Source organism: Dyella sedimenti (genome assembly GCF_022760995.1).
In the GTDB taxonomy this organism is placed as follows: Bacteria; Pseudomonadota; Gammaproteobacteria; order Xanthomonadales; family Rhodanobacteraceae; genus Dyella; species Dyella sedimenti.
The window spans coordinates 83,006-100,789 of record NZ_JAKWJO010000011.1; the positions used below are offsets into that span (position 1 = coordinate 83,006).

The window sequence follows — 17,784 nt, forward strand, 5'->3', positions numbered from 1 at the left end:
GTCTGACATGGGTTGCCGAGGCATGAAGCGCGGGTGTGTCCAACGTGGGGAGCAGGGCGCGTGACCGGCGGCGCGATCCCTATCCGGGTGCTTATCGCCGACGATCATCCGATCATGCGCGATGGCATCGCCGTGGCCCTGGAGAGCAGCGCCGACATGCAGGTGGTCGGGCAGGCGGCCGATGGCGCCGAAGCGATCGTCCGCTATCGCGAGCTGCGGCCGGACATCGCGCTGATTGACCTGCAGATGCCGGGCGTGGACGGCCTGCAGGCCATCCAGGCGATCCATGCCGAGTTTCCGCAGGCGCGCCTGATCGTGCTCACGTCCTATCCGGGCGATGCCCGCGTCAAGCGGGCGCTGAGCCTGGGCGCCTGTGCCTACCTGCTCAAGACCGCCACGCGCGACGAGATCCTGGCCGCGATCCGCTCGGTCATCAACGGCAAACGGGTGATGGCGTCGGAAGTGGCGGGCGAGATCGCCTCGCATGCCTGGTCGGAAATGCTCAACGACCGCGAACTGAGCGTGCTGCGCCTGGTCGCCACCGGCCATACCAACAAGCGCATCGCCGACATCCTGTGCGTATCGGAAGATACGGTGAAGGCGCGCCTGAAGAACATCATGACCAAGTTGGGCGCGCTGGACCGCACGCATGCGGTGACGCTTGCGCGCAACCGCGGGTTTCTCGACGCCTGAGGGCCAAGAGCACCCCTCCCCAACCCTCCCCTGCAAGCAGGGGAGGGAGTGAACGCGTGCCAGCTCTTGGCTCCTCCCCCTGCTGGCAGGGGAGGTTGGGAGGGGGTGGTTGGGGCACGCCAGGATATTGAACAGGCACCTTGCCCGCCGGCTGTTGCAACACTGCGACAGTGCCGTACGAGCCCTCGGCGCTTTTACCTGATCGGGTAACCGAGTTTTGCCGCGTTAGGGCTACGCCTCCGGACGCGACTGGACACAATGGGCGGCACGGCGCGGATGGATGCCGCGTCGGGTTCACCTTGCCACCACCGCCACGAAGGCATCGTTTTCCGGATGCATGGGGTCGGATGCGAATCGCCACGATACGCGTCCAACCGTGGGGAGTTATCCACGTCGATCCAGAATCGTGACAGCGGCGCCATGCCGCGGCCGTTTCCGCGACGCCGGCACCGCCGCCTGCTGGATGGGTGATGCCGTCGTCTTTGCCTGGCGCTCGCGCGCCTTCTCAAAACCCGTAGGGACATACTGCCATGAGCACGATCACCACGAGAGACGGGACGCAGATCTACTACAAGGATTGGGGGCAGGGCCAGCCTGTCGTGTTTTCGCACGGCTGGCCGCTGACGGCCGACGCCTGGGACGCGCAGATGCTTTTCCTGAGTTCGCGCGGCTATCGCACCATCGCGCACGACCGCCGTGGCCACGGCCGCTCCGGCCAGCCATGGAACGGCAACGACATGGACACCTATGCCGACGACCTGGCCGAGCTGATCGAGAAGCTCGACCTGAAGGACGCGGTGCTGGTGGGACACTCCACCGGCGGCGGCGAGGTGGCGCACTACATCGGACGCCACGGCAATGCGCGCGTGGCCAAGGCAGTGCTGATCGGCGCGGTGCCGCCAATCATGCTCAAGAGCGACAGCAATCCCGGCGGCACGCCGATCGAGGTGTTCGACGACCTGCGCGCCAAGACCCTGGCCGACCGTTCGCAGTTCTTCAAGGACCTGTCGGGGCCGTTCTATGGCGCCAACCGGCCCGGCTCCAAGGCGACCCAGGGCATGCGCGACTCGTTCTGGCTGCAGGGCATGCTGGGCGGCCTGAAGGGCCTGTACGACTGCATCAAGGAATTCTCCGAGGTCGACTATACGCCCGACCTGAAGAAGATCGAGGTGCCCACGCTGGTCATCCACGGCGACGACGATCAGATCGTGCCGATCGACGACGCCGGCCGCCTGTCCGCCAAGATCGTGAAGAACGCCACGCTGAAGGTCTATCCGGGCGCACCGCACGGCCTGACGTCCACGCACCAGGAGCAGGTCAACCAGGACCTGCTCGAGTTCATCCGTTCCTGACCCACGGCATGCCGGCCGCCGCTGCGCGGCCGGCATGTCCCACTCAATGGAGGCATCCATGGCCATCGCCGCAACCCCCACGCCCGGCAAGCAACTGCTCAGCCCCAAGGATCATGCGCTGATCCTCATCGACTTCCAGTCGCAGATGTCCTTCGCGACGCACTCCATCGACGCCATCACGCTGCGCAACAACGCCGCCCTGGTGGCGCACGCGGCCGCCAGCTTCAAGGTGCCGACCATCCTCACCACGGTGGCGGAGAAGAGCTTCTCCGGCCCGATGTTCAATGAGATCACCGATCCGTTCCCGGGCCAGGCGCTGCTCGATCGCACCTCCATGAACACCTGGGAGGATGCGGCGGTGATCAAGCGCGTCAACGAGATCGGCAAGGAGCGGCTGGTGTTCGCCGGCCTGTGGACCTCGGTATGCATCGTCGGCCCGACGCTGTCGGCGCTGGACCAGGGCTACGAGGTGTACGTGATCGCCGACGCCTGCGGCGACGTCTCGGCCGAGGCGCACGACCGCGCGATGGAACGCATGATGCAGGCCGGCGTGCGGCCGATGACCTCGCTGCAATACCTGCTGGAACTGCAGCGCGACTGGGCGCGCACGGACAGCTACGAAAGCACCACCGGCATCGCCAAGCGCTTCGGCGGCTCCTATGGCCTGGGGGTCATCTACGCCAAGAGCATGTTCGGCGCCCACGAGGGCTGATTCGCAGCGGCGCCGCCGGCGCGGGGAATGCATCGATGAAAACCTATGTGGTCTCGCTGGCCGTCGGCCTACTGGTCGGCATCATCTACGGCCTGATGAAAGTGCGCTCGCCGGCGCCGCCGATGGTGGCGCTGGTCGGCCTGCTGGGCATCCTGATCGGCGAACAGTTGCCGCCGCTGGTCAGGCAGGTATGGCAGCGGCAGGGCAGCGCGGTCGGCTGGATCGGCCAGCAGGTCAAGCCGCACGTGTTCGGCGAACTGCCGTGCGGCCCCGACGTCAAGCAGGCGCGCAGCGAGGAAGGAGAGCAGTCATGAGCACACCGGAGCTGATCCTGCACAACGGCCGCTTCGCCACGCTGGACCGCTCGCGTCCCGAGGCTCAGGCCGTCGCCATCGCGGACGGCAAGTTCGTGGCGGTGGGCGAGGCGGCGGAGGTCATGCCGCTGGCCGGCCCGCGCACGCGCGTGGTCGACCTCGAGGGCCGGCGCGTGCTGCCCGGCCTGATCGACAACCACCTGCACATCATCCGCGGCGGCCTCAACTACAACCTGGAGCTGCGCTGGGACGGCGTGCGCTCGCTGGCCGACGCCATGGCCATGCTCAAGGCGCAGGTGGCGATCACGCCCGCGCCGCAATGGGTGCGCGTGGTCGGCGGCTTCACCGAACACCAGTTCGCCGAGAAGCGCCTGCCCACCATCGACGAGCTCAACGCAGTAGCGCCGGAGACGCCGGTGTTCCTGCTGCACCTGTACGACCGCGCCATCCTCAACGGCGCCGCGTTGCGCGCGGTGGGCTACACCAAGGACACGCCCGAGCCGCCGGGCGGCCAGATCCTGCGCGACGGCAGCGGCAATCCCACCGGGCTGCTGCTGGCCAAGCCCAACGCCGGCATCCTCTACGCCACGCTGGCGAAGGGGCCGAAGCTGCCGTTCGACTACCAGCTCAATTCCACCCGCCATTTCATGCGCGAGTTGAACCGGCTGGGCGTGACCGGCGCCATCGACGCGGGCGGCGGCTTCCAGAACTATCCGGAAGACTACGCGGTGATCGAGCAGCTCGCCGCGGCCGGCCAGCTCACCATCCGCCTGGCCTACAACCTGTTCACCCAGAAGCCCAGGCAGGAGAGGGACGACTTCCTCAACTGGACGCGCACCTCCAAGTACAAGCAGGGCGACGACTATTTCCGCCACAACGGCGCGGGCGAGATGCTGGTGTTCTCCGCCGCGGACTTCGAGGATTTCCGCCAGCCGCGCCCCGACATGCCGGCTGAGATGGAAGGCGAGCTGGAAGCGGTGGTGCGCATCCTGGCCGAGAACCGCTGGCCGTGGCGCATGCATGCGACCTACGACGAGACCATCAGCCGCGCGCTGGACGTGTTCGAGAAGGTCAACCGCGACATCCCGCTGCAAGGGCTGAACTGGTTCTTCGATCACGCCGAGACCATCTCCGAGCATTCCATCGACCGCATCGCGGCACTGGGCGGCGGCATCGCCGTGCAGCACCGCATGGCCTATCAGGGCGAGTACTTCGTCGAGCGCTACGGTGCCGCCGCCGCGCAGGCCACGCCGCCGGTGGCGCGCATCCTGGAGAAGGGCGTGAAGACCTCGGCGGGCACCGATGCCACCCGCGTGGCCTCGTACAACCCCTGGGTGTCGCTGGCCTGGTTGGTCACCGGCAAGACCGTGGGCGGGCTGTCGATCTACCCGCGCCGCAACTGCCTGGACCGCGAGACGGCGCTGCGCATGTGGACCGAGTACGTCACCTGGTTCTCCAACGAGGAGGGCCGGAAGGGACGCATCGCGGTGGGCCAGCTGGCCGACCTTGTCGTGCCCGACCGCGACTACTTCGCCTGCGCCGAGGACGATATCGCCGACACCACCGCACTGCTCACCGTGGTGGGCGGGCGCGTGGTCTACGGTGCCGGCGACTTCGGCCCGCTGGACGAGGCGGGCGTGCCGCCGGCGATGCCGGACTGGTCGCCGGTGCGCACCTATGGCGGCTACGGCGCCTGGGCCCAGCAGCGTCAGGCGCTGCCGGCGCCGCGCGTGGCGTGCGGTTGCGCCCACGATTGCGGCGTGCATGGCCACGACCATGCCACGGCCTGGTCCAGCCGGTTGCCGGTGGGCGACCTCAAGTCGTTCTGGGGCGCGCTCGGTTGCTCGTGCTGGGCAGTATGAGGTGGGCGCGATGAGTGCGCATGGCGATAGTCCGCTGGCGCGGCGCTTCACCGTGCCGGCCGTGCGCTGGGTAGCCCTGTTGGGATTGTGCGCGGCCTATCTGCAGGGCGGCCTGCAGAAGCTGCTCGATGTGCCGGCGGCGATCGCCGAGACCGCCGGCTTCGGCCTGGCGCCGGCCGCGCCCATCACGGTCGCCACCCTCGTGTTGGAGCTGGGCGCCTCGGTGCTGATCCTGTCGGGACGCCTGCGCTGGCTCGGCGCCTTGCTGCTGGCCGTGTTCACCCTGATGGCGACAGGGCTGGCCAACCGTTTCTGGGATGCGGCCGGCACGCAGCGCTTCATGCTGGCCAATGCGTTCTTCGAGCACCTTGGGCTGGTGGGCGGTTTTCTGCTGGTGGCCTGGCAGGACCTGCGCGAGCGCCGCCGGGCTGGTTGATGTGACGCGACGACTATCGGCGCGCGAGCGCCGCGGTTTCCACCTTCAAGACAGGATTCACCAGGAGTTTCCCATGCGTATCGCTTCCCGTTGGTCCGCTTCCCTGTTCGGCCTGGCGCTCTCGGGCGCCGTGGCGTTGCTTCCGGCCGGCACGGCGCTGGCCCGTACCGGCACGCCGGCCACGCCGATGGTGGCGGTCGGCGCGCAATACGACACCACCCACGTCTACGTGGCGCCCGGGGATGTGGACCGCTTCGTGCAGAGCTTCCTCGCCACCTTCGGCGGACGGAGCACCAAGCAGGTGGTGGCCACGGTGACACCCACGCCGAGCAGCACCACCTCGCAGCTGCTGCAGACGCCGGTGGGCACGGTGTCGCTGTTCGGCTTCAAGACGCCGATCCCGTTCCCGTTCGGCGCCGAACGCACCGGCTACCTGGTGACCAACCTCGACACCGCCATCGCCGCCGCGCGCGCCTCGGGCGCCGACGTGCTGGTGTCGATCTTCCCCGACCCGATCGGCCGCGACGCGGTCATCCAGTGGCCGGGCGGCGTGAACATGCAGCTGTACTGGCACACCACGCCGCCGTCGTACGCGCCGTTCCAGACCATTCCCGAGAACCGCGTCTACGTGTCGCCCGACCGCGCCGATGCGTTCGTCAGGAGCTTCGTGACGTTCTCGCACGGCAAGGTGGTGTCGGACGTGGCCAAGGCGCCCGGCGTGGAGATCGGCCGGCCGAACGACACCTACCGCCGCATCCGCATCGAGTCGACCTTCGGCAAGATGACCGTGCACGTCACCGACGGCCACCTGCCGTATCCCTACGGCCATGAGTTGACCGGCTACGAAGTGGGCGACCTCGGCGCCACGCTCGACAAGGCCAAGGCGAACGGCGTGCAGGTGTTGGTGCCGAGCTTCCGCAGCGATGGCCGCGATTCGGCCATCGTGCAGTTCCCGGGTGGCTACGTCGCGGAGATCCACGCCAACGCGGGCCCCTGATCGATGCGGCGGGAGCGGGCAGCGGCGGCGAGCCTGCTGCTGGCCGGGGCGCTGGCGCCCTGGCCAGCATGGGCGCAAGCGCAGGATGCCGCCGCCGACTCCACCGAGGCCACCCCGGTGCAGGGTCCGGCGGTGCGTCCCGTCCCACGCAGCAACCGCTGGCAGGAGGACTGGTTGGTGCTGGCCGATCCGGCCTTGCGCACGCAACGGGGTGACGCGCTGAAGTACATCGCCCTGGACACGGACGATGCCAGGACCTATCTCTCGATGGGCGCCAACCTGCGTGAGCGGGTGGAGATGTCCGATGCGCCCAACCTCGGCGTAGGCGGGCAGCGCAACAACACCTACCTGCTGCAACGCCTGCAGATCCATGCCGACCTGCGCTTCGCCCAATACTGGCAGGCCTTCGTGCAGTTCGAGGACGCCCGCACCGCCAACAAGCAGGTGATCGGCGGCGCGGACCGCAACCCGTGGGACCTGCGGCTGGCCTTCCTGGCCTATGTCCACACGTTCGATGCGGGTACCTTCAAGGCGCGCGCGGGCCGGCAGGATTTTGCCTTCGACCTGCAGCGCTTCGTGTCGCTGCGCGACGGGCCGAATGTGCGCCAGTCCTTCGATGCGATCTGGGTGGACTGGGAGACCGGGCGGTGGCGTTTCATCGGGTTCCTCAGCCAGCCGGTGCAGTACAGGGACCTGCATCCTTTCGACGATACCTCCAACCGGCATTTCCGCTTCAACACCCTGCGCGTGGAACGGCTGGTGTCCGGGCACGACGAGCTGTCCGCGTACTATTCGCTCTACAGCCGCGATGCCGCGCGCTACCTCGACGCCATCGGCGACGAGCGGCGCGACGTCTACGACCTGCGCTTCGCCGGCGACGCGGCGGGCCTGGACTGGGACCTGGAAGGCATGGCGCAGCGCGGCCATGTGGGCGGCAAGGCCATCGACGCCTGGGGCGCGGGCATGCGCGCCGGCTTCACCTGGGCCGGTGCGGCCTGGCATCCCCGCCTGGGGTTGCAGGTCGACGCGGCCTCCGGCGACCGCCATCCCGGCGACAGCACGCTGGGTACCTTCAACCCGCTGTTTCCCAACGGCTATTACTTCACCCTGGCGGGCTTCACTGGCTACACCAACCTGCTGCACATCAAGCCGGGGATGACGGTCAAGCCATTGGCTGGCCTCGGCATCACAGGCGCGGTGGGCTTGCTGTGGCGGCAGACCACCCATGACGCGATCTACGTGCAGCCCAATATCCCGCTAGCCGGCACGGCCGGGCAGGGCGGACGCTGGACCGGCGCCTACGGGCAGCTGCGCGTGGACTACGCCTTCAACGCCAACTTCACCGGCGCGGTGGAAGCTGTGCACTATGACGCAGGCCGCGCCGTCCGCCTGGCGGGCGGGCGCGACGGCGATTATCTTGGCGTCGAACTGAAGTACATGTGGTAGGAACCATCCAGCAAAGGATGCGGGCGCATGGCTGACAAACCCCTCTTGCCGACGATACTCAGCGTGAACGCGGGGTACGTCGACACGGCCGGTTTCCTGGCGCTGCATGGCCTGTTCACCGCGCATGTCACCGGCAACTTCGTCACCATCGGCGCGGCCTTGGTGATGGGCACCTCCGGCATCGTGGCCAAGCTGCTGGCGCTGCCGGTGTTCTGCCTGGCGGTGATCGGCGCGCGCCTGCTGCGCTACCGGCTGCAGGCGCACGGGCGGCCGGTGGTGGCGACGCTGCTGCTGGTCAAGCTGGTGCTGTTCGTCGCCGCGGCGATCCTCGCGCTGCGCTACGGCCCGTTCGGCGCGGGCGACAGCTGGGGAGGCACGGTCACCGGCATGACCCTGGTGATCGCCATGGCCATCCAGAACGCGGTGCACCGGGTGCACCTGGGCAGCTCGCCGCCTTCCACCCTGATGACCGGCACCACCACCCAGATCATGCTGGACCTCGCCGACCGCATCCAGGGCGTGGCCCCGGAGCAGCGCGCACAGGCGGACCAGCGCCTCAGGCGCATGAGTTACGCCGTGCTGGCTTTTGCCGCAGGCTGTGCGGCGGGTGCGCTACTGTATGCGTTCGCCGGCATGTGGTGCTTCGCGGTACCGCCGCTGCTGGCGCTGGGTGCCTATCTACGCCATGAGGACGTTGCGCTCGCCGCGGCGCACCCATGACGCCCCATCCCCACCTCCATCAGGAGACTTGTGATGAGTGATGCAAGCAAGACCAAGACCCGCCGCAAGGCGGCCCTGAACACGCCGTCGGCGCTGGGCGCCGACGCCACGCGCGACATCTCGGGCGAGCTCAACGCGCTGCTGTCGGACATCCTTGCCCTGTACCTGAAGACCAAGAACTTCCACTGGCACATGTCCGGCCCGTACTTCCGCGACTACCACCTGCTGCTGGACGAGCAGTCGGACCAGATCTACGCCACGGTGGACCCGATCGCCGAGCGCGTGCGCAAGCTGGGCGGCACCACGTTGCGCTCGCTGGGCCACGCCACGCGCCTGCAGCGGCTGTCGGACAACGACGCCGACTTCGTCACGCCGGACGACATGCTGGCGGAGTTGCGCGAGGACAACATTCGCCTGGCCGGCTTCATGCGCGCCACCCACGAGCTGTGCGACGAGCATGGCGACGTGGCCACCGCCAGCCTGCTGGAGAACTGGATCGACGAGGCCGAGCGCCGCGTGTGGTTCCTGTTCGAGACCAGCCGGCACAACTGAAGGCTCTTGGGCGCTCCTCCCCCTGCGCGCAGGGGGAGGCTGGGCTGCCCGATAGGTGGCGTGATGCCCGGGTGAGCGAACGGTTGATGAACGTCGAGGCGTGGTCACGCCATCCAGCCGTGCCACTAACGCCTCCGGAGGGACCATCGCTGCTACTGAAGCGGGCCGTCCGGCGCCGGTATTCGGGGCACCGGGCGGCGATCGAGGGAGCCAGCATGTCCAGCCACGACCGCAAAGACATCGACCATCCCCACGAAAAGCGGCGGCACGATCCGGAGACGGCCGCCGAGCGCGAGGCGCGCAAGCGCAAGGAGAGCGAGATCCACGATCGCGCTCTCGAGGAAACCTTCCCGGCGAGCGATCCGGTGTCGCCGTTCGTACCGGCCAAGCACCCGAGCGAGTGACGCGCGTGTGCGGCGCGTGACGGAAGAGCGCGGGTCGGCGGAGCGGGGCGGGTGATCGGGGCCGTCGTCCGGCTGTGGTCGGGCAGCCCATGGGCGCGCCTGGGCCTGGCGCTGGGCGTCGCCCTGCTGGCCGCGCTGCTGCTGCGCGCGGTGGCCTATGCCTTGCTGCGCCGGCTGGCGCGGCGCCATCCCACGCTGGCGGACCTGCTGGGCCGGACCAGCGCGCCGATGGAGTGGCTGATTCCCTTGCTGATGCTGGTGGTGGCGCTGCGGGTGCTGCCTGAGATCGATACGCTGCCCGCCTTCGTGCTGATCCAGCACGTGCTGGCAGTGGCGCTGCTGCTCGCGGCCACGTGGCTGGCCCTGCGCTGCCTGGGCACCCTGGAGCTGGCGGCGATCCGTCGCTATCCGCTGGACGTGGCCGACAACCTGGCGGCCCGCCGCATGCTGACCCAGGTGCGGGTGCTGCGCCGCACTGCCGACATCGTGGTGCTGCTGATCGGCATAGGCACGGTATTGCTCACCATCCCGGGCGTGCGGCAGCTGGGCACCAGCCTGCTGGCCTCGGCGGGCGTGGCGGGTCTGGCCCTGGGCTTCGCCGCCAAGCCGGTGCTGGGCAACCTGATCGGCGGCCTGCAGATCGCCATCACGCAGCCCATCCGGCTCGACGACGTAGTGGTCATCCAGGGCGAATGGGGCCGTATCGAGGAGATCACCGGCAGCTACGTGATCGTGCACATCTGGGACGAGCGGCGGCTGGTGGTGCCGCTGAGCTGGTTCATGGAAAACACCTTCCAGAACTGGACGCGCACCAGCTCGAAACTGCTGGGCACCGTGTTCCTGTGGCTGGACTACCGCACGCCGATGGCGCCGCTGCGGGAGGAACTGCGACGCCTGTGCAAGGCGGCGCCCGAGTGGGATGGGCGGGTATGCGTGCTGCAGGTGACCGATGCCAACGACCGCACGATGCAATTGCGCGCGCTGGTCAGCTCCGCCGATTCCGGTCGCAGCTTCGACCTCTGCTGCAAGGTGCGCGAGGGCCTGATCGCCTACGTGCAATCTCGCCATCCCGGCGCCTTGCCGCGCTGGCGCGGCGAAGTGGACGCCTGGCCGTCGGAGGCAGGGTGCTCAGCCGAGGCCCCGCCAGCGGGCGACCATGCCCACGCCCGCGGTAATGGTGCGTGAGAGCAGGCGCAGGTCCAGGGGCATGGCCGGGCGGCGCACGTCCAGCAGCAGCGCGATGCGGGTCTGGTCACTGCGGTTCCATACCTCGTGCGGGTAGGTGTCGTCCCACAGCAGGCATTCGCCGTCGGCCAGCCGGTATTCCTGCCCGGCCAGCCATAGCACGGCACCGGGGCGTCCCTCCCCGTCGGCCGGGGCGAACAGGTTCAGCTGGAAACGCAGGATGCCGCGGAACGGACCGCTATGGCGGGGAATGTGCTTGTGGGGCGCCAGGAACGACAGGGTGGCCGACAACACCTCCGGCGACGCGTCGAGCAACCCGGCCAGCGTGGGGCAGGCCTGCAGGTGGTCGTGCACCTTCTGGCCATATACCTTGAGCAGGTACATCCGCCAGTCGCGGCCGTCGTTGGCGGAGATGTCCGCCTGCGCCGGCATGATCTCGTGGAAACAGGGCAGGGAGCCGAGGCGTTCCATGACAGTGAGCGCCTCCTGCCGGATCGCTCGCCAGGACGAGCGGAAGCGCCGCGCATTCGGGAAGTAAGCCTCCGCATCGAGCACGGGAGGCGTCTTGATGCGTGCGTCATAGACACGGCGGATGGCTCGCGACGACAGCTCATAGAGCGACTCCATCTTCGGCATTCCTTCAATGGCGTGGATGTTCGGCGCCGTCGCGGCCGCGCCCGGCGCGACCGGCCAGGGCCACCGTAATGACCGCGATCTCCTTGGCGCGTGAACGCGCCGGCGGCAGGCGAGGAGGACAGGAGGACAGGTCCTTCCTGTGAAAGTCCCGTAGGAATTTTTCCTTATGTCTTGTATTTCAGGAAGATTCTTCTTAATATTTTACGTGACGTCACATAAATATCGGCATTGACGGAGGACGCGATATGGTTGATCCACTCGATCCGGGCACCCTGGCCCTGCCTTTGGCGTTCAAGCGCGCCAGGGGGCGCCCGCGCAAGGCGGACGCACTGAGCGCGGCCGAGCGTGCACGCCGCTATCGCGCCCGGAAGAAGGCGCTGTCGCTGCACCTGGTGCCGGCGGAGCTGTATGCGCAGGTGTCGCGCGAGCGGGACGAAGCCCTGGCGCGGGTCGGGGAGCTGCGCGTCGAGATGGAGGCGCTGCTGCGCCAGCTGGGTTGAAGGAAGCTCCCCCGGGGCGATGGGCTTGCCGTTCCGCCACGGCAAATGGACGGCTATGCTTCCGCGCCGTGCCGCATTTGATGCCGCGGCGCATCATTGAGCCAGGCTATCCCACCCATCGAATCAAACGATTTCTCCATGCCTTGCGGCAGGTCTAGGCTCGTTGCGAGCTGCCTGCAGGGGGAGCGCAGCGTCACCCGGTGTCATCACACAGAGGGAGGCCTGTATGAAACCCGTCACCGCTATGCATGGCCGAGGGTTGGCCATGGCCATCGCCGCCGTCCTGGTCGTTTCCGCTTCCGTGAAGGGAAGCCCCGCCGACCCGCCCGGCAAGAGCCCGCCGCCGAGCAGCTATGCCCCGGTCAACGAGCCCGATTTCCAGACCACCTTGTCGCGCATGTCGTCGGCCAAGGCCGGCATCATGCAGCGCCAGAAAACCCTGTTGGAGCAGCGCTACGACCTGTCCGACCGTCCGCTGCAGGGCGTCACCATGGACCGCAAGAAACCCGTGCAGGGCGGCGTGCGCGTCAAGCTGAAGGCTGGGACCAGCTGGGACCAGTTGGCCTCGATGAGCCCGGCGGACATCCGCGCCAAGGACCTGTTCCCCGCGGGCTTCATGCCCCTGCCGCACCCGAACCATCCGGAAGGCGGCATGCTGTTCCCGCATTTCGAGATCGAACGGGTCAAGCAGCAGGACAATCGTGACCTCACGCGCTTCGACCTGGACTTCGACCTGCCGGACGCGTTCCTGCCGGAGTTTCCGCCGGCGATCTACCTGACCACGCGCACCGACCTGGGCGATGTGTCCAAGGGACAGCTGGTGACGCTGGACAACTACTACCAGCTGTTCAACGGCCTGCTCAATCCCAAGCAGCTCGATGGCCTGCGCCTGCTGCTGACGCCATTCCCGCAGCAGCAGTTCAACGCCACCGCCGACCGCCGCTCGCTGCGGCCCAGCCAGGGCGTGGCCTGCTTCGACTGCCATGCCAACGGCGGCACCAACGGCGCCACCCACCTGGTGGGCGACATCCGCCCGCAGGAGTTCCGCCATCGCATCGAGACGCCGGCCCTGCGCGGCGTGAACATCCAGCGCCTGTTCGGCTCGCAGCGCGCGCTAAAGACAGTGGAGGACTTCACCGAGTTCGAGCAGCGTGCCGCCTATTTCGACGGCGACCCGGTGATCGCCACCAAGAAGGGCATCAACATCCTCGACCGCGGCAGCCAGGTGCACGACATGGCGGAGTTCCAGGAACTGCTGGACTTCCCGCCGGCGCCGAAACTGGCCTGGGACGGCAAGCTCGACCCGGCCAAGGCGACGCAGGCGGAACTGCACGGACAGGAAATCTTCTTCGGCAAGGGCCAGTGCAGCACCTGCCATACGCCGCCGTTCTACACCGACAACCTGATGCACAACCTGCAGGCGGAGCGCTTCTTCAAGCCGCGCCTGATCAACGGCATGATGGCTGGCGGCGACGGGCCGATCAAAACCTTCCCGCTGCGCGGCATCAAGGACACGCCGCCGTACATGCACGACGGGCGCCTGCTCACGCTGGACGACACGGTGGAGTACTTCAACCTGGTGCTGGGCACCAGGCTGACCGCCGACGAGAAAAAGGACCTGGTGAGCTTCATGCTGACGCTGTGAGGCGGAGGGCGCGGCTGTCGCGGGATGGCCGCGCCCTCGCGGTCACACAGGATCTCAGGCGCTCAGCGCGGACTTCAATGCCGCCGCCTGCTTGGGGAACCACGGGCCGTTGGCGTCCAGCACGCCGGCCACCAGCTTCTTCGCCTCGTCCTCGCGGTGCAGTGCCTTCAGCGCCTTCACCTGCTGCAGCGCCACCGCCAGCCGGTTGGCGCCATAGGCCTTGTCCGCCGCCTGGGCGAGATAGGGCAGCGCATCGGCGGGCTTGCCGGCATCGAGCAGGCTGCGTCCATAGCGGTAGGCATAGACGTAGTCGTCGGGATAGGCGGCGATCAACTGATGCTGGTAGTCGTCAAGTTCCGTCGTGCGCTTGGCGCGGACCAGGTAGGCACGCAGGTTGTCGGCCAGGTTGCGGTCGCTGGCGAGGTTGCCGCCCAGGCGCTGGCGCGTGAGCCCGATGGCGCGGTCCAGCACCGTATTCGCCGCGGCCGTGTCACCCAGCAGTTCGTCCAGGTCGGCGCTGGCGAGCACCGCGCTGCGCTGATCGGCGCAGCTGGGCTTGGCGACTAGTACCTGGCTGTTCACGTAGGCGTCCAGCGGCTGGCGTTGCGGCGCCAACAAGGCTTTGCGCTGCGCGGCCGGCAGCTTGTCGCTGGCCTCGAGCAGGTCGTCCAGCACGTACGGGCGCAAGCAGCCGACGTCCTGCGCCAGCACTTTCTGCGCGCTGGCGATCACGGCGTGCGCGTCGTCCACGGCCTTGGCCTTGGCCAGCGCCAACTGGTCAAGCGCCAGCGAAACGGATGCCTCCTTGCGCGCGGCCTGCTGCTGCGCCGCGGGCAGGCTGGCGAACCAGGCCAGGCCGGCGTCGCCCTCGCCGCGGGCCTGGTAGGCCTGGAGCACGCCCGCCACCGCCTCGGTCGAGCCCTTGAGCGCCCTGGCCTTCAGGCCGTCGAGCGTATCGCCATGGGCCAGGATGGCGTTGACCTGCGGGTAGAACTTCTCGCGCGGCTGCTCGGCCGCGATGCGGCCCAGCTCGTTGCCGTGCTCGTCCAGCACCACGTAGCTGGGCAGGAACGACACCTTGAGTTTCTTCATCCAGGCCTGCCCATCGGGCGAATCGGCATCGGCCGCCACCACGATGGCCTTCCGGTTCACCGCCTCCCACGCGGGTCCGTTCAATACGTGGCTGGCCATGTAGTAGCAGGAGTAGCACCACACGGCCTGGAAATCGACCAGCACGGGACGATGCTGTTGTTCCGCCGCCTGCAGCGCATCGGCGATGGTGGCCGGCTCCCTGTCGTCGGCGGCATGCAGCAAGGCCGGGGACAACAGCGGAAGCAGCAGGGCCAGTGTCAGGGAACGTACCGGGTTTCGCATCATCGTCTGCCTTAGCGTGGGGAGTCTGGTGGAACATGCCAAAAAGATGGATGGATGGCCATACTCGGCCATCCATCCGGGGCCGGCAGCGAGGGAACTGCCGGCCCGAGGGGGCGGGTCAGTAGTCGTAGGTGGCGCTCAGCTGCACATAGCGCGGCTGCTGCCTGAGCACGGCCGAGCCGTAGAGCGGATCGGGCGTGCGCGGGGAGACCTGGTAGTACGGGTACGCATTGATGATCGCCTGCGAGTTGAACAGGTTGAACACGTTGAGCGAGAACCCGAGCTTGTGGTCGGCGAAGGCCGGCCGGTAGGTGGAACCCACGTCCACCTGCTTGTTCCACGGCAGGCGGTGCGTGCCCGGCGGCGACGGCTGGCCGCCGCACCAGTGGTAGTAGCTGCCGTAGTCATTGGGATCGGTCTGGTTGGGCCCGTAGTAGCCCAGGCAATTGCGCGGGTTGCCGGAGACCAGCGAGACATTGCCGGATACCAGCCATTCCGGGGTGAACTGGTAGTAGCCGAACAGCTTGATCTGGTGCGTATGGTCGTTGCTCTGCGCGCCGTTGCTGGAGGACATCAGCGCGGGGAAGTCCCAGTCGATGCTGGTGGAGGCGGCGGTCTGCTGGATGTCCGAGCGCAGCTGGCCCTCGGTATCGCCGTAGCTGCGCGAGAACACGTAGTCGATCTTGCCGTACCAGTGGCCGTCGAACGGATGCTCCAGGAAGGTCTCCAGCGCGTAGTACTTGCGCTTGAGTGGCGGGAAGCCCATTTCCGCGTTGCTCAGCGTCACGCTGCGGTAGGCGCCGCCGGCGTCCACCACGGTGAAGGTATTGGCGCGGCCGGGATTGATCAGGTAGCAGCTGTTGGTGGCGTCGACGACGTAGCCGAGCGAGGCGGCCTTGTTCTCGATGGTGGGCACGTCGCAGTAGTCGTCGATGCCGTTGCGCAGGATGCGCTGGGTCAGCTTGGCGCCATACACCCAACGCTCGCCGAGGGACTTGCTGAAGCCCAGGATGAATTCGTCCTGGTATTCGGGCTTGATGTTCTGCGCCGTCACCGTCTTCGGGTCGGGCAGTACGCCATAGGTATTGTTCGGCGATACCGGGTTGGAGAACGGCACCACGCCGGTGGGCGTGCCGTCGGTGGCGATGCCGCTGTAGGTGAAGTACTGCTGGGTGGAGACGTAGGCGCCGGCGGCATTCAGCGCCGGGTTGAGCGGCAGGCCCAGGTAGTAGCGGCCGGCATTGCCATAGACCTTGAAGCTGGCATCGCCGTTGACGTCCCAGGCGAAGCCCAGGCGCGGCGCCCACTGCGCGCTGCGCTGGCGGATATAGGCCTGCCCGTCGGCGTTGTAGTCGGTGAACTGGTCGTTGCGCAGGCCCAGCGACAGCAGCCAGCGGTCGGTGAGCTGCCACTTGTCCTCGATGTACTGCGCGCGCTGCGCCGAGCGCGCGCTGGCGATCGAGCTGTCCACGTTCTGGATGGCGTAGTAGCCGGAGGCGCCGTTGGGATAATTGGCCGGGGCACCCACGCCCAGGTTGGGGGCCAGGGCCACGCCGGGCGTGGTGGTATAGGCGTATTGCCAGTAGTAGCCCGGGCCGGAGGTCTCGCTGCCCTGGTCGATGGCGCGCGAGTTCTGGTTGTCGATGCCCGCCGAGATCGTATGCGAACCCAGCTGGTAGGTCAGGTCGATGCGCAGGTTGTTGCTGGTGTCGTGGCGGTTGGGGCTGTACAGCGATTGGGTGACCTGGTTGTTGCCGATCGGGTTGCCGCCGTTGAACGCCGGGTTCTGGTACTGGGTGCCGGTGAGATAGGCGAGGCCGCCGTCGTAGTTGCCCGGCACGTCGTAGTTCATCGTCTTCATCTTGCCGTACAGCGCCGAGAAGGTGAGGCTGTCGGTGAGATAGCTGGTGAACTTGGCGGTATAGAGGTCGCCGCCGGTCTTGGTGTTGTCGTCATAGTTGACGAAGTTGCCGCGGCCGAGCGTGCTGTAGTCGTAGTTGTAGATGGTGCCGGAGGTCTCGCGCTTGCTGGAGGCGCCGGTCACCTCCAGGATGTTGCTGTCGGTGATGTTCCAGTCCAGCTTGGCGTACCACTTGGGCAGCGAGTAGTGGTAGTTCACGTACGGCTTGGCGTCGGAGACGTTGTTGACGGTGTTGCCTTCCTGCCGTTCCGCCTCGGCGGCCAGGAACAGGAACAGCTTGTCCTTGATCAGCGGGCCGCCCAGGTAGGCGTCGTAGGTGGTGGTCCACTGCCGGTTCCTGCTGTTGGGGTCGTACAGGCCGCCGGCCACCGGCGAAGGCGGCAGGCCATTGGTGTAGTAGGTGTCGGCCGCATCCGACTGCGCGAAGGCCGGCTGCCACAGCACCTGGCCGCCGAAGTGCCACTCGTTGGTGCCGCGCTTGCCCACCATGTTGATCACGCCGCCGTCGGAGCGGCCGTACTGGGCGCTGTAGCCGCCGGTATAGATCTCCTGCTGCTCGATGGCGCCGTAGGGCAGGGTGAGCCCGCCCATGCCGCGCTGCGGATCGGTGGAGTTGAAGCCGTTGATGTAGTACGCGTTCTCGCTTGCCGCCGAGCCGCCGAAGCTGACCAGCGATTGCCCGGTGGGACCGGTGTAGCCGCCGCTGTTGTTGGCGACGCCAGGCGCGAGCAGGGCGATGGCCTCGGCCGAGCGGGCCAGCGGCAGGCGCGCCAGCTCCTGCGCGGTGATCACCGTGCGCGAATCCGTGGTGGTGACGTCGATCGGCGGGATCGTGTTGGCGGTCACGCTCACGGCGCCCAGGTTCTTCGCTGCCGCGCCCTCGAACGACACCTCGATGCCGGCGCCCACGCGCAGGCTGACGTCGTTGCGCGTATCCACCACCTGGCCGTCGTGCAGCAGCGAGACCGAATAAGAGCCGCTAACAAAACCGGGTTGAAGGCTGGTTCGCGGGTGGCAAAATTGCAGCATGGCCCG

Annotated in this window: 17 protein-coding genes; 14 read left to right on the forward strand and 3 right to left on the reverse strand. The window is 67.7% G+C overall.

Features of this window, described 5'->3' with window-relative positions; all coding sequences use genetic code 11:
* Window positions 1–87 precede the first annotated feature (87 nt).
* The 12 genes from MJ605_RS18255 (at window position 88) to MJ605_RS18310 (ending at window position 10,673) form a co-directional block, all read left to right on the forward strand.
* Complete coding sequence (locus MJ605_RS18255; RefSeq protein ID WP_345779548.1) at window positions 88–693, forward strand: response regulator transcription factor; 606 nt, start codon at window positions 88–90, stop codon at window positions 691–693.
* A gap of 530 nt (window positions 694–1,223) precedes the next feature.
* On the forward strand, window positions 1,224–2,045 hold the full coding sequence (locus MJ605_RS18260) for an alpha/beta fold hydrolase (RefSeq protein WP_243042975.1): 822 nt from the start codon (window positions 1,224–1,226) through the stop codon (window positions 2,043–2,045).
* Between the two features lie 58 nt (window positions 2,046–2,103).
* The gene (locus tag MJ605_RS18265; RefSeq protein WP_243042976.1) at window positions 2,104–2,757 is read left to right on the forward strand and encodes a hydrolase; all 654 of its coding nucleotides are present in this window, start codon (window positions 2,104–2,106) and stop codon (window positions 2,755–2,757) included.
* 35 nt (window positions 2,758–2,792) lie between these two features.
* Complete coding sequence (locus MJ605_RS18270) at window positions 2,793–3,071, forward strand: XapX domain-containing protein (RefSeq protein ID WP_243042977.1); 279 nt, start codon at window positions 2,793–2,795, stop codon at window positions 3,069–3,071.
* Window positions 3,068–4,933, forward strand: coding sequence for an amidohydrolase (locus MJ605_RS18275; RefSeq protein ID WP_243042978.1), 1,866 nt, complete (start codon window positions 3,068–3,070; stop codon window positions 4,931–4,933). Before MJ605_RS18270 ends, MJ605_RS18275 begins: the two co-directional genes overlap by 4 nt.
* Window positions 4,934–4,943: 10 nt before the next feature.
* Window positions 4,944–5,369: a DoxX family protein gene (locus MJ605_RS18280; protein ID WP_243042979.1), complete on the forward strand. Its 426-nt coding sequence runs from the start codon at window positions 4,944–4,946 to the stop codon at window positions 5,367–5,369.
* A 73-nt stretch (window positions 5,370–5,442) separates the two neighbouring features.
* Entirely contained in the window at window positions 5,443–6,366 is a 924-nt protein-coding gene (locus MJ605_RS18285) for a glyoxalase (protein WP_243042980.1), read from the forward strand.
* 3 nt (window positions 6,367–6,369) lie between these two features.
* Window positions 6,370–7,812: an alginate export family protein gene (locus MJ605_RS18290; protein WP_243042981.1), complete on the forward strand. Its 1,443-nt coding sequence runs from the start codon at window positions 6,370–6,372 to the stop codon at window positions 7,810–7,812.
* Window positions 7,813–7,839: 27 nt separating this feature from the next.
* Window positions 7,840–8,532, forward strand: coding sequence for a YoaK family protein (locus tag MJ605_RS18295; RefSeq protein WP_243042982.1), 693 nt, complete (start codon window positions 7,840–7,842; stop codon window positions 8,530–8,532).
* 33 nt (window positions 8,533–8,565) lie between these two features.
* Window positions 8,566–9,084 (forward strand): Dps family protein, encoded by a 519-nt coding sequence (locus MJ605_RS18300; protein ID WP_243042983.1) that lies wholly within the window; start codon window positions 8,566–8,568, stop codon window positions 9,082–9,084.
* Between the two features lie 215 nt (window positions 9,085–9,299).
* A complete protein-coding gene (locus MJ605_RS18305) occupies window positions 9,300–9,488 on the forward strand; it encodes a hypothetical protein (protein ID WP_243042984.1) in 189 nt (62 codons plus the stop codon).
* A gap of 51 nt (window positions 9,489–9,539) precedes the next feature.
* Complete coding sequence (locus tag MJ605_RS18310) at window positions 9,540–10,673, forward strand: mechanosensitive ion channel family protein (protein WP_243042985.1); 1,134 nt, start codon at window positions 9,540–9,542, stop codon at window positions 10,671–10,673.
* Here MJ605_RS18310 and MJ605_RS18315 read toward each other — a convergent pair.
* Window positions 10,617–11,300 (reverse strand): aspartyl/asparaginyl beta-hydroxylase domain-containing protein, encoded by a 684-nt coding sequence (locus tag MJ605_RS18315; RefSeq protein WP_243042986.1) that lies wholly within the window; start codon window positions 11,298–11,300, stop codon window positions 10,617–10,619. The two genes, MJ605_RS18310 and MJ605_RS18315, sit on opposite strands and share 57 nt — an antisense overlap.
* A gap of 254 nt (window positions 11,301–11,554) precedes the next feature.
* Between MJ605_RS18315 and MJ605_RS18320 the strand changes: the two genes are divergently transcribed.
* Both MJ605_RS18320 and MJ605_RS18325 read left to right on the forward strand, forming a co-directional pair.
* The gene (locus MJ605_RS18320) at window positions 11,555–11,809 is read left to right on the forward strand and encodes a hypothetical protein (RefSeq protein ID WP_243042987.1); all 255 of its coding nucleotides are present in this window, start codon (window positions 11,555–11,557) and stop codon (window positions 11,807–11,809) included.
* A gap of 226 nt (window positions 11,810–12,035) precedes the next feature.
* Window positions 12,036–13,454 (forward strand): hypothetical protein, encoded by a 1,419-nt coding sequence (locus tag MJ605_RS18325; RefSeq protein ID WP_243042988.1) that lies wholly within the window; start codon window positions 12,036–12,038, stop codon window positions 13,452–13,454.
* 54 nt (window positions 13,455–13,508) lie between these two features.
* On the opposite strand, the gene MJ605_RS18330 is transcribed toward MJ605_RS18325, so the two are convergent.
* Window positions 13,509–14,831 (reverse strand): thioredoxin family protein, encoded by a 1,323-nt coding sequence (locus tag MJ605_RS18330; protein ID WP_243042989.1) that lies wholly within the window; start codon window positions 14,829–14,831, stop codon window positions 13,509–13,511.
* 115 nt (window positions 14,832–14,946) lie between these two features.
* Window positions 14,947–17,784, reverse strand: a 2,838-nt coding sequence (locus tag MJ605_RS18335) for an outer membrane beta-barrel protein (protein WP_243042990.1), incomplete at its 5' end; no start/stop codon positions are given.

Coding starts and splice junctions, on each gene's coding strand:
- MJ605_RS18275 (WP_243042978.1), top strand. CDS start 3,068: ATGAGCACACCGGAGCTGATCCTGCACAACGGCCGCTTCGCCACGCTG.
- MJ605_RS18305 (WP_243042984.1), top strand. CDS start 9,300: ATGTCCAGCCACGACCGCAAAGACATCGACCATCCCCACGAAAAGCGG.
- MJ605_RS18270 (WP_243042977.1), top strand. CDS start 2,793: ATGAAAACCTATGTGGTCTCGCTGGCCGTCGGCCTACTGGTCGGCATC.
- MJ605_RS18285 (WP_243042980.1), top strand. CDS start 5,443: ATGCGTATCGCTTCCCGTTGGTCCGCTTCCCTGTTCGGCCTGGCGCTC.
- MJ605_RS18260 (WP_243042975.1), top strand. CDS start 1,224: ATGAGCACGATCACCACGAGAGACGGGACGCAGATCTACTACAAGGAT.
- MJ605_RS18325 (WP_243042988.1), top strand. CDS start 12,036: ATGAAACCCGTCACCGCTATGCATGGCCGAGGGTTGGCCATGGCCATC.
- MJ605_RS18295 (WP_243042982.1), top strand. CDS start 7,840: ATGGCTGACAAACCCCTCTTGCCGACGATACTCAGCGTGAACGCGGGG.
- MJ605_RS18280 (WP_243042979.1), top strand. CDS start 4,944: ATGAGTGCGCATGGCGATAGTCCGCTGGCGCGGCGCTTCACCGTGCCG.
- MJ605_RS18290 (WP_243042981.1), top strand. CDS start 6,370: ATGCGGCGGGAGCGGGCAGCGGCGGCGAGCCTGCTGCTGGCCGGGGCG.
- MJ605_RS18300 (WP_243042983.1), top strand. CDS start 8,566: ATGAGTGATGCAAGCAAGACCAAGACCCGCCGCAAGGCGGCCCTGAAC.
- MJ605_RS18315 (WP_243042986.1), bottom strand. CDS start 11,300: ATGGAGTCGCTCTATGAGCTGTCGTCGCGAGCCATCCGCCGTGTCTAT.
- MJ605_RS18265 (WP_243042976.1), top strand. CDS start 2,104: ATGGCCATCGCCGCAACCCCCACGCCCGGCAAGCAACTGCTCAGCCCC.
- MJ605_RS18320 (WP_243042987.1), top strand. CDS start 11,555: ATGGTTGATCCACTCGATCCGGGCACCCTGGCCCTGCCTTTGGCGTTC.
- MJ605_RS18330 (WP_243042989.1), bottom strand. CDS start 14,831: ATGATGCGAAACCCGGTACGTTCCCTGACACTGGCCCTGCTGCTTCCG.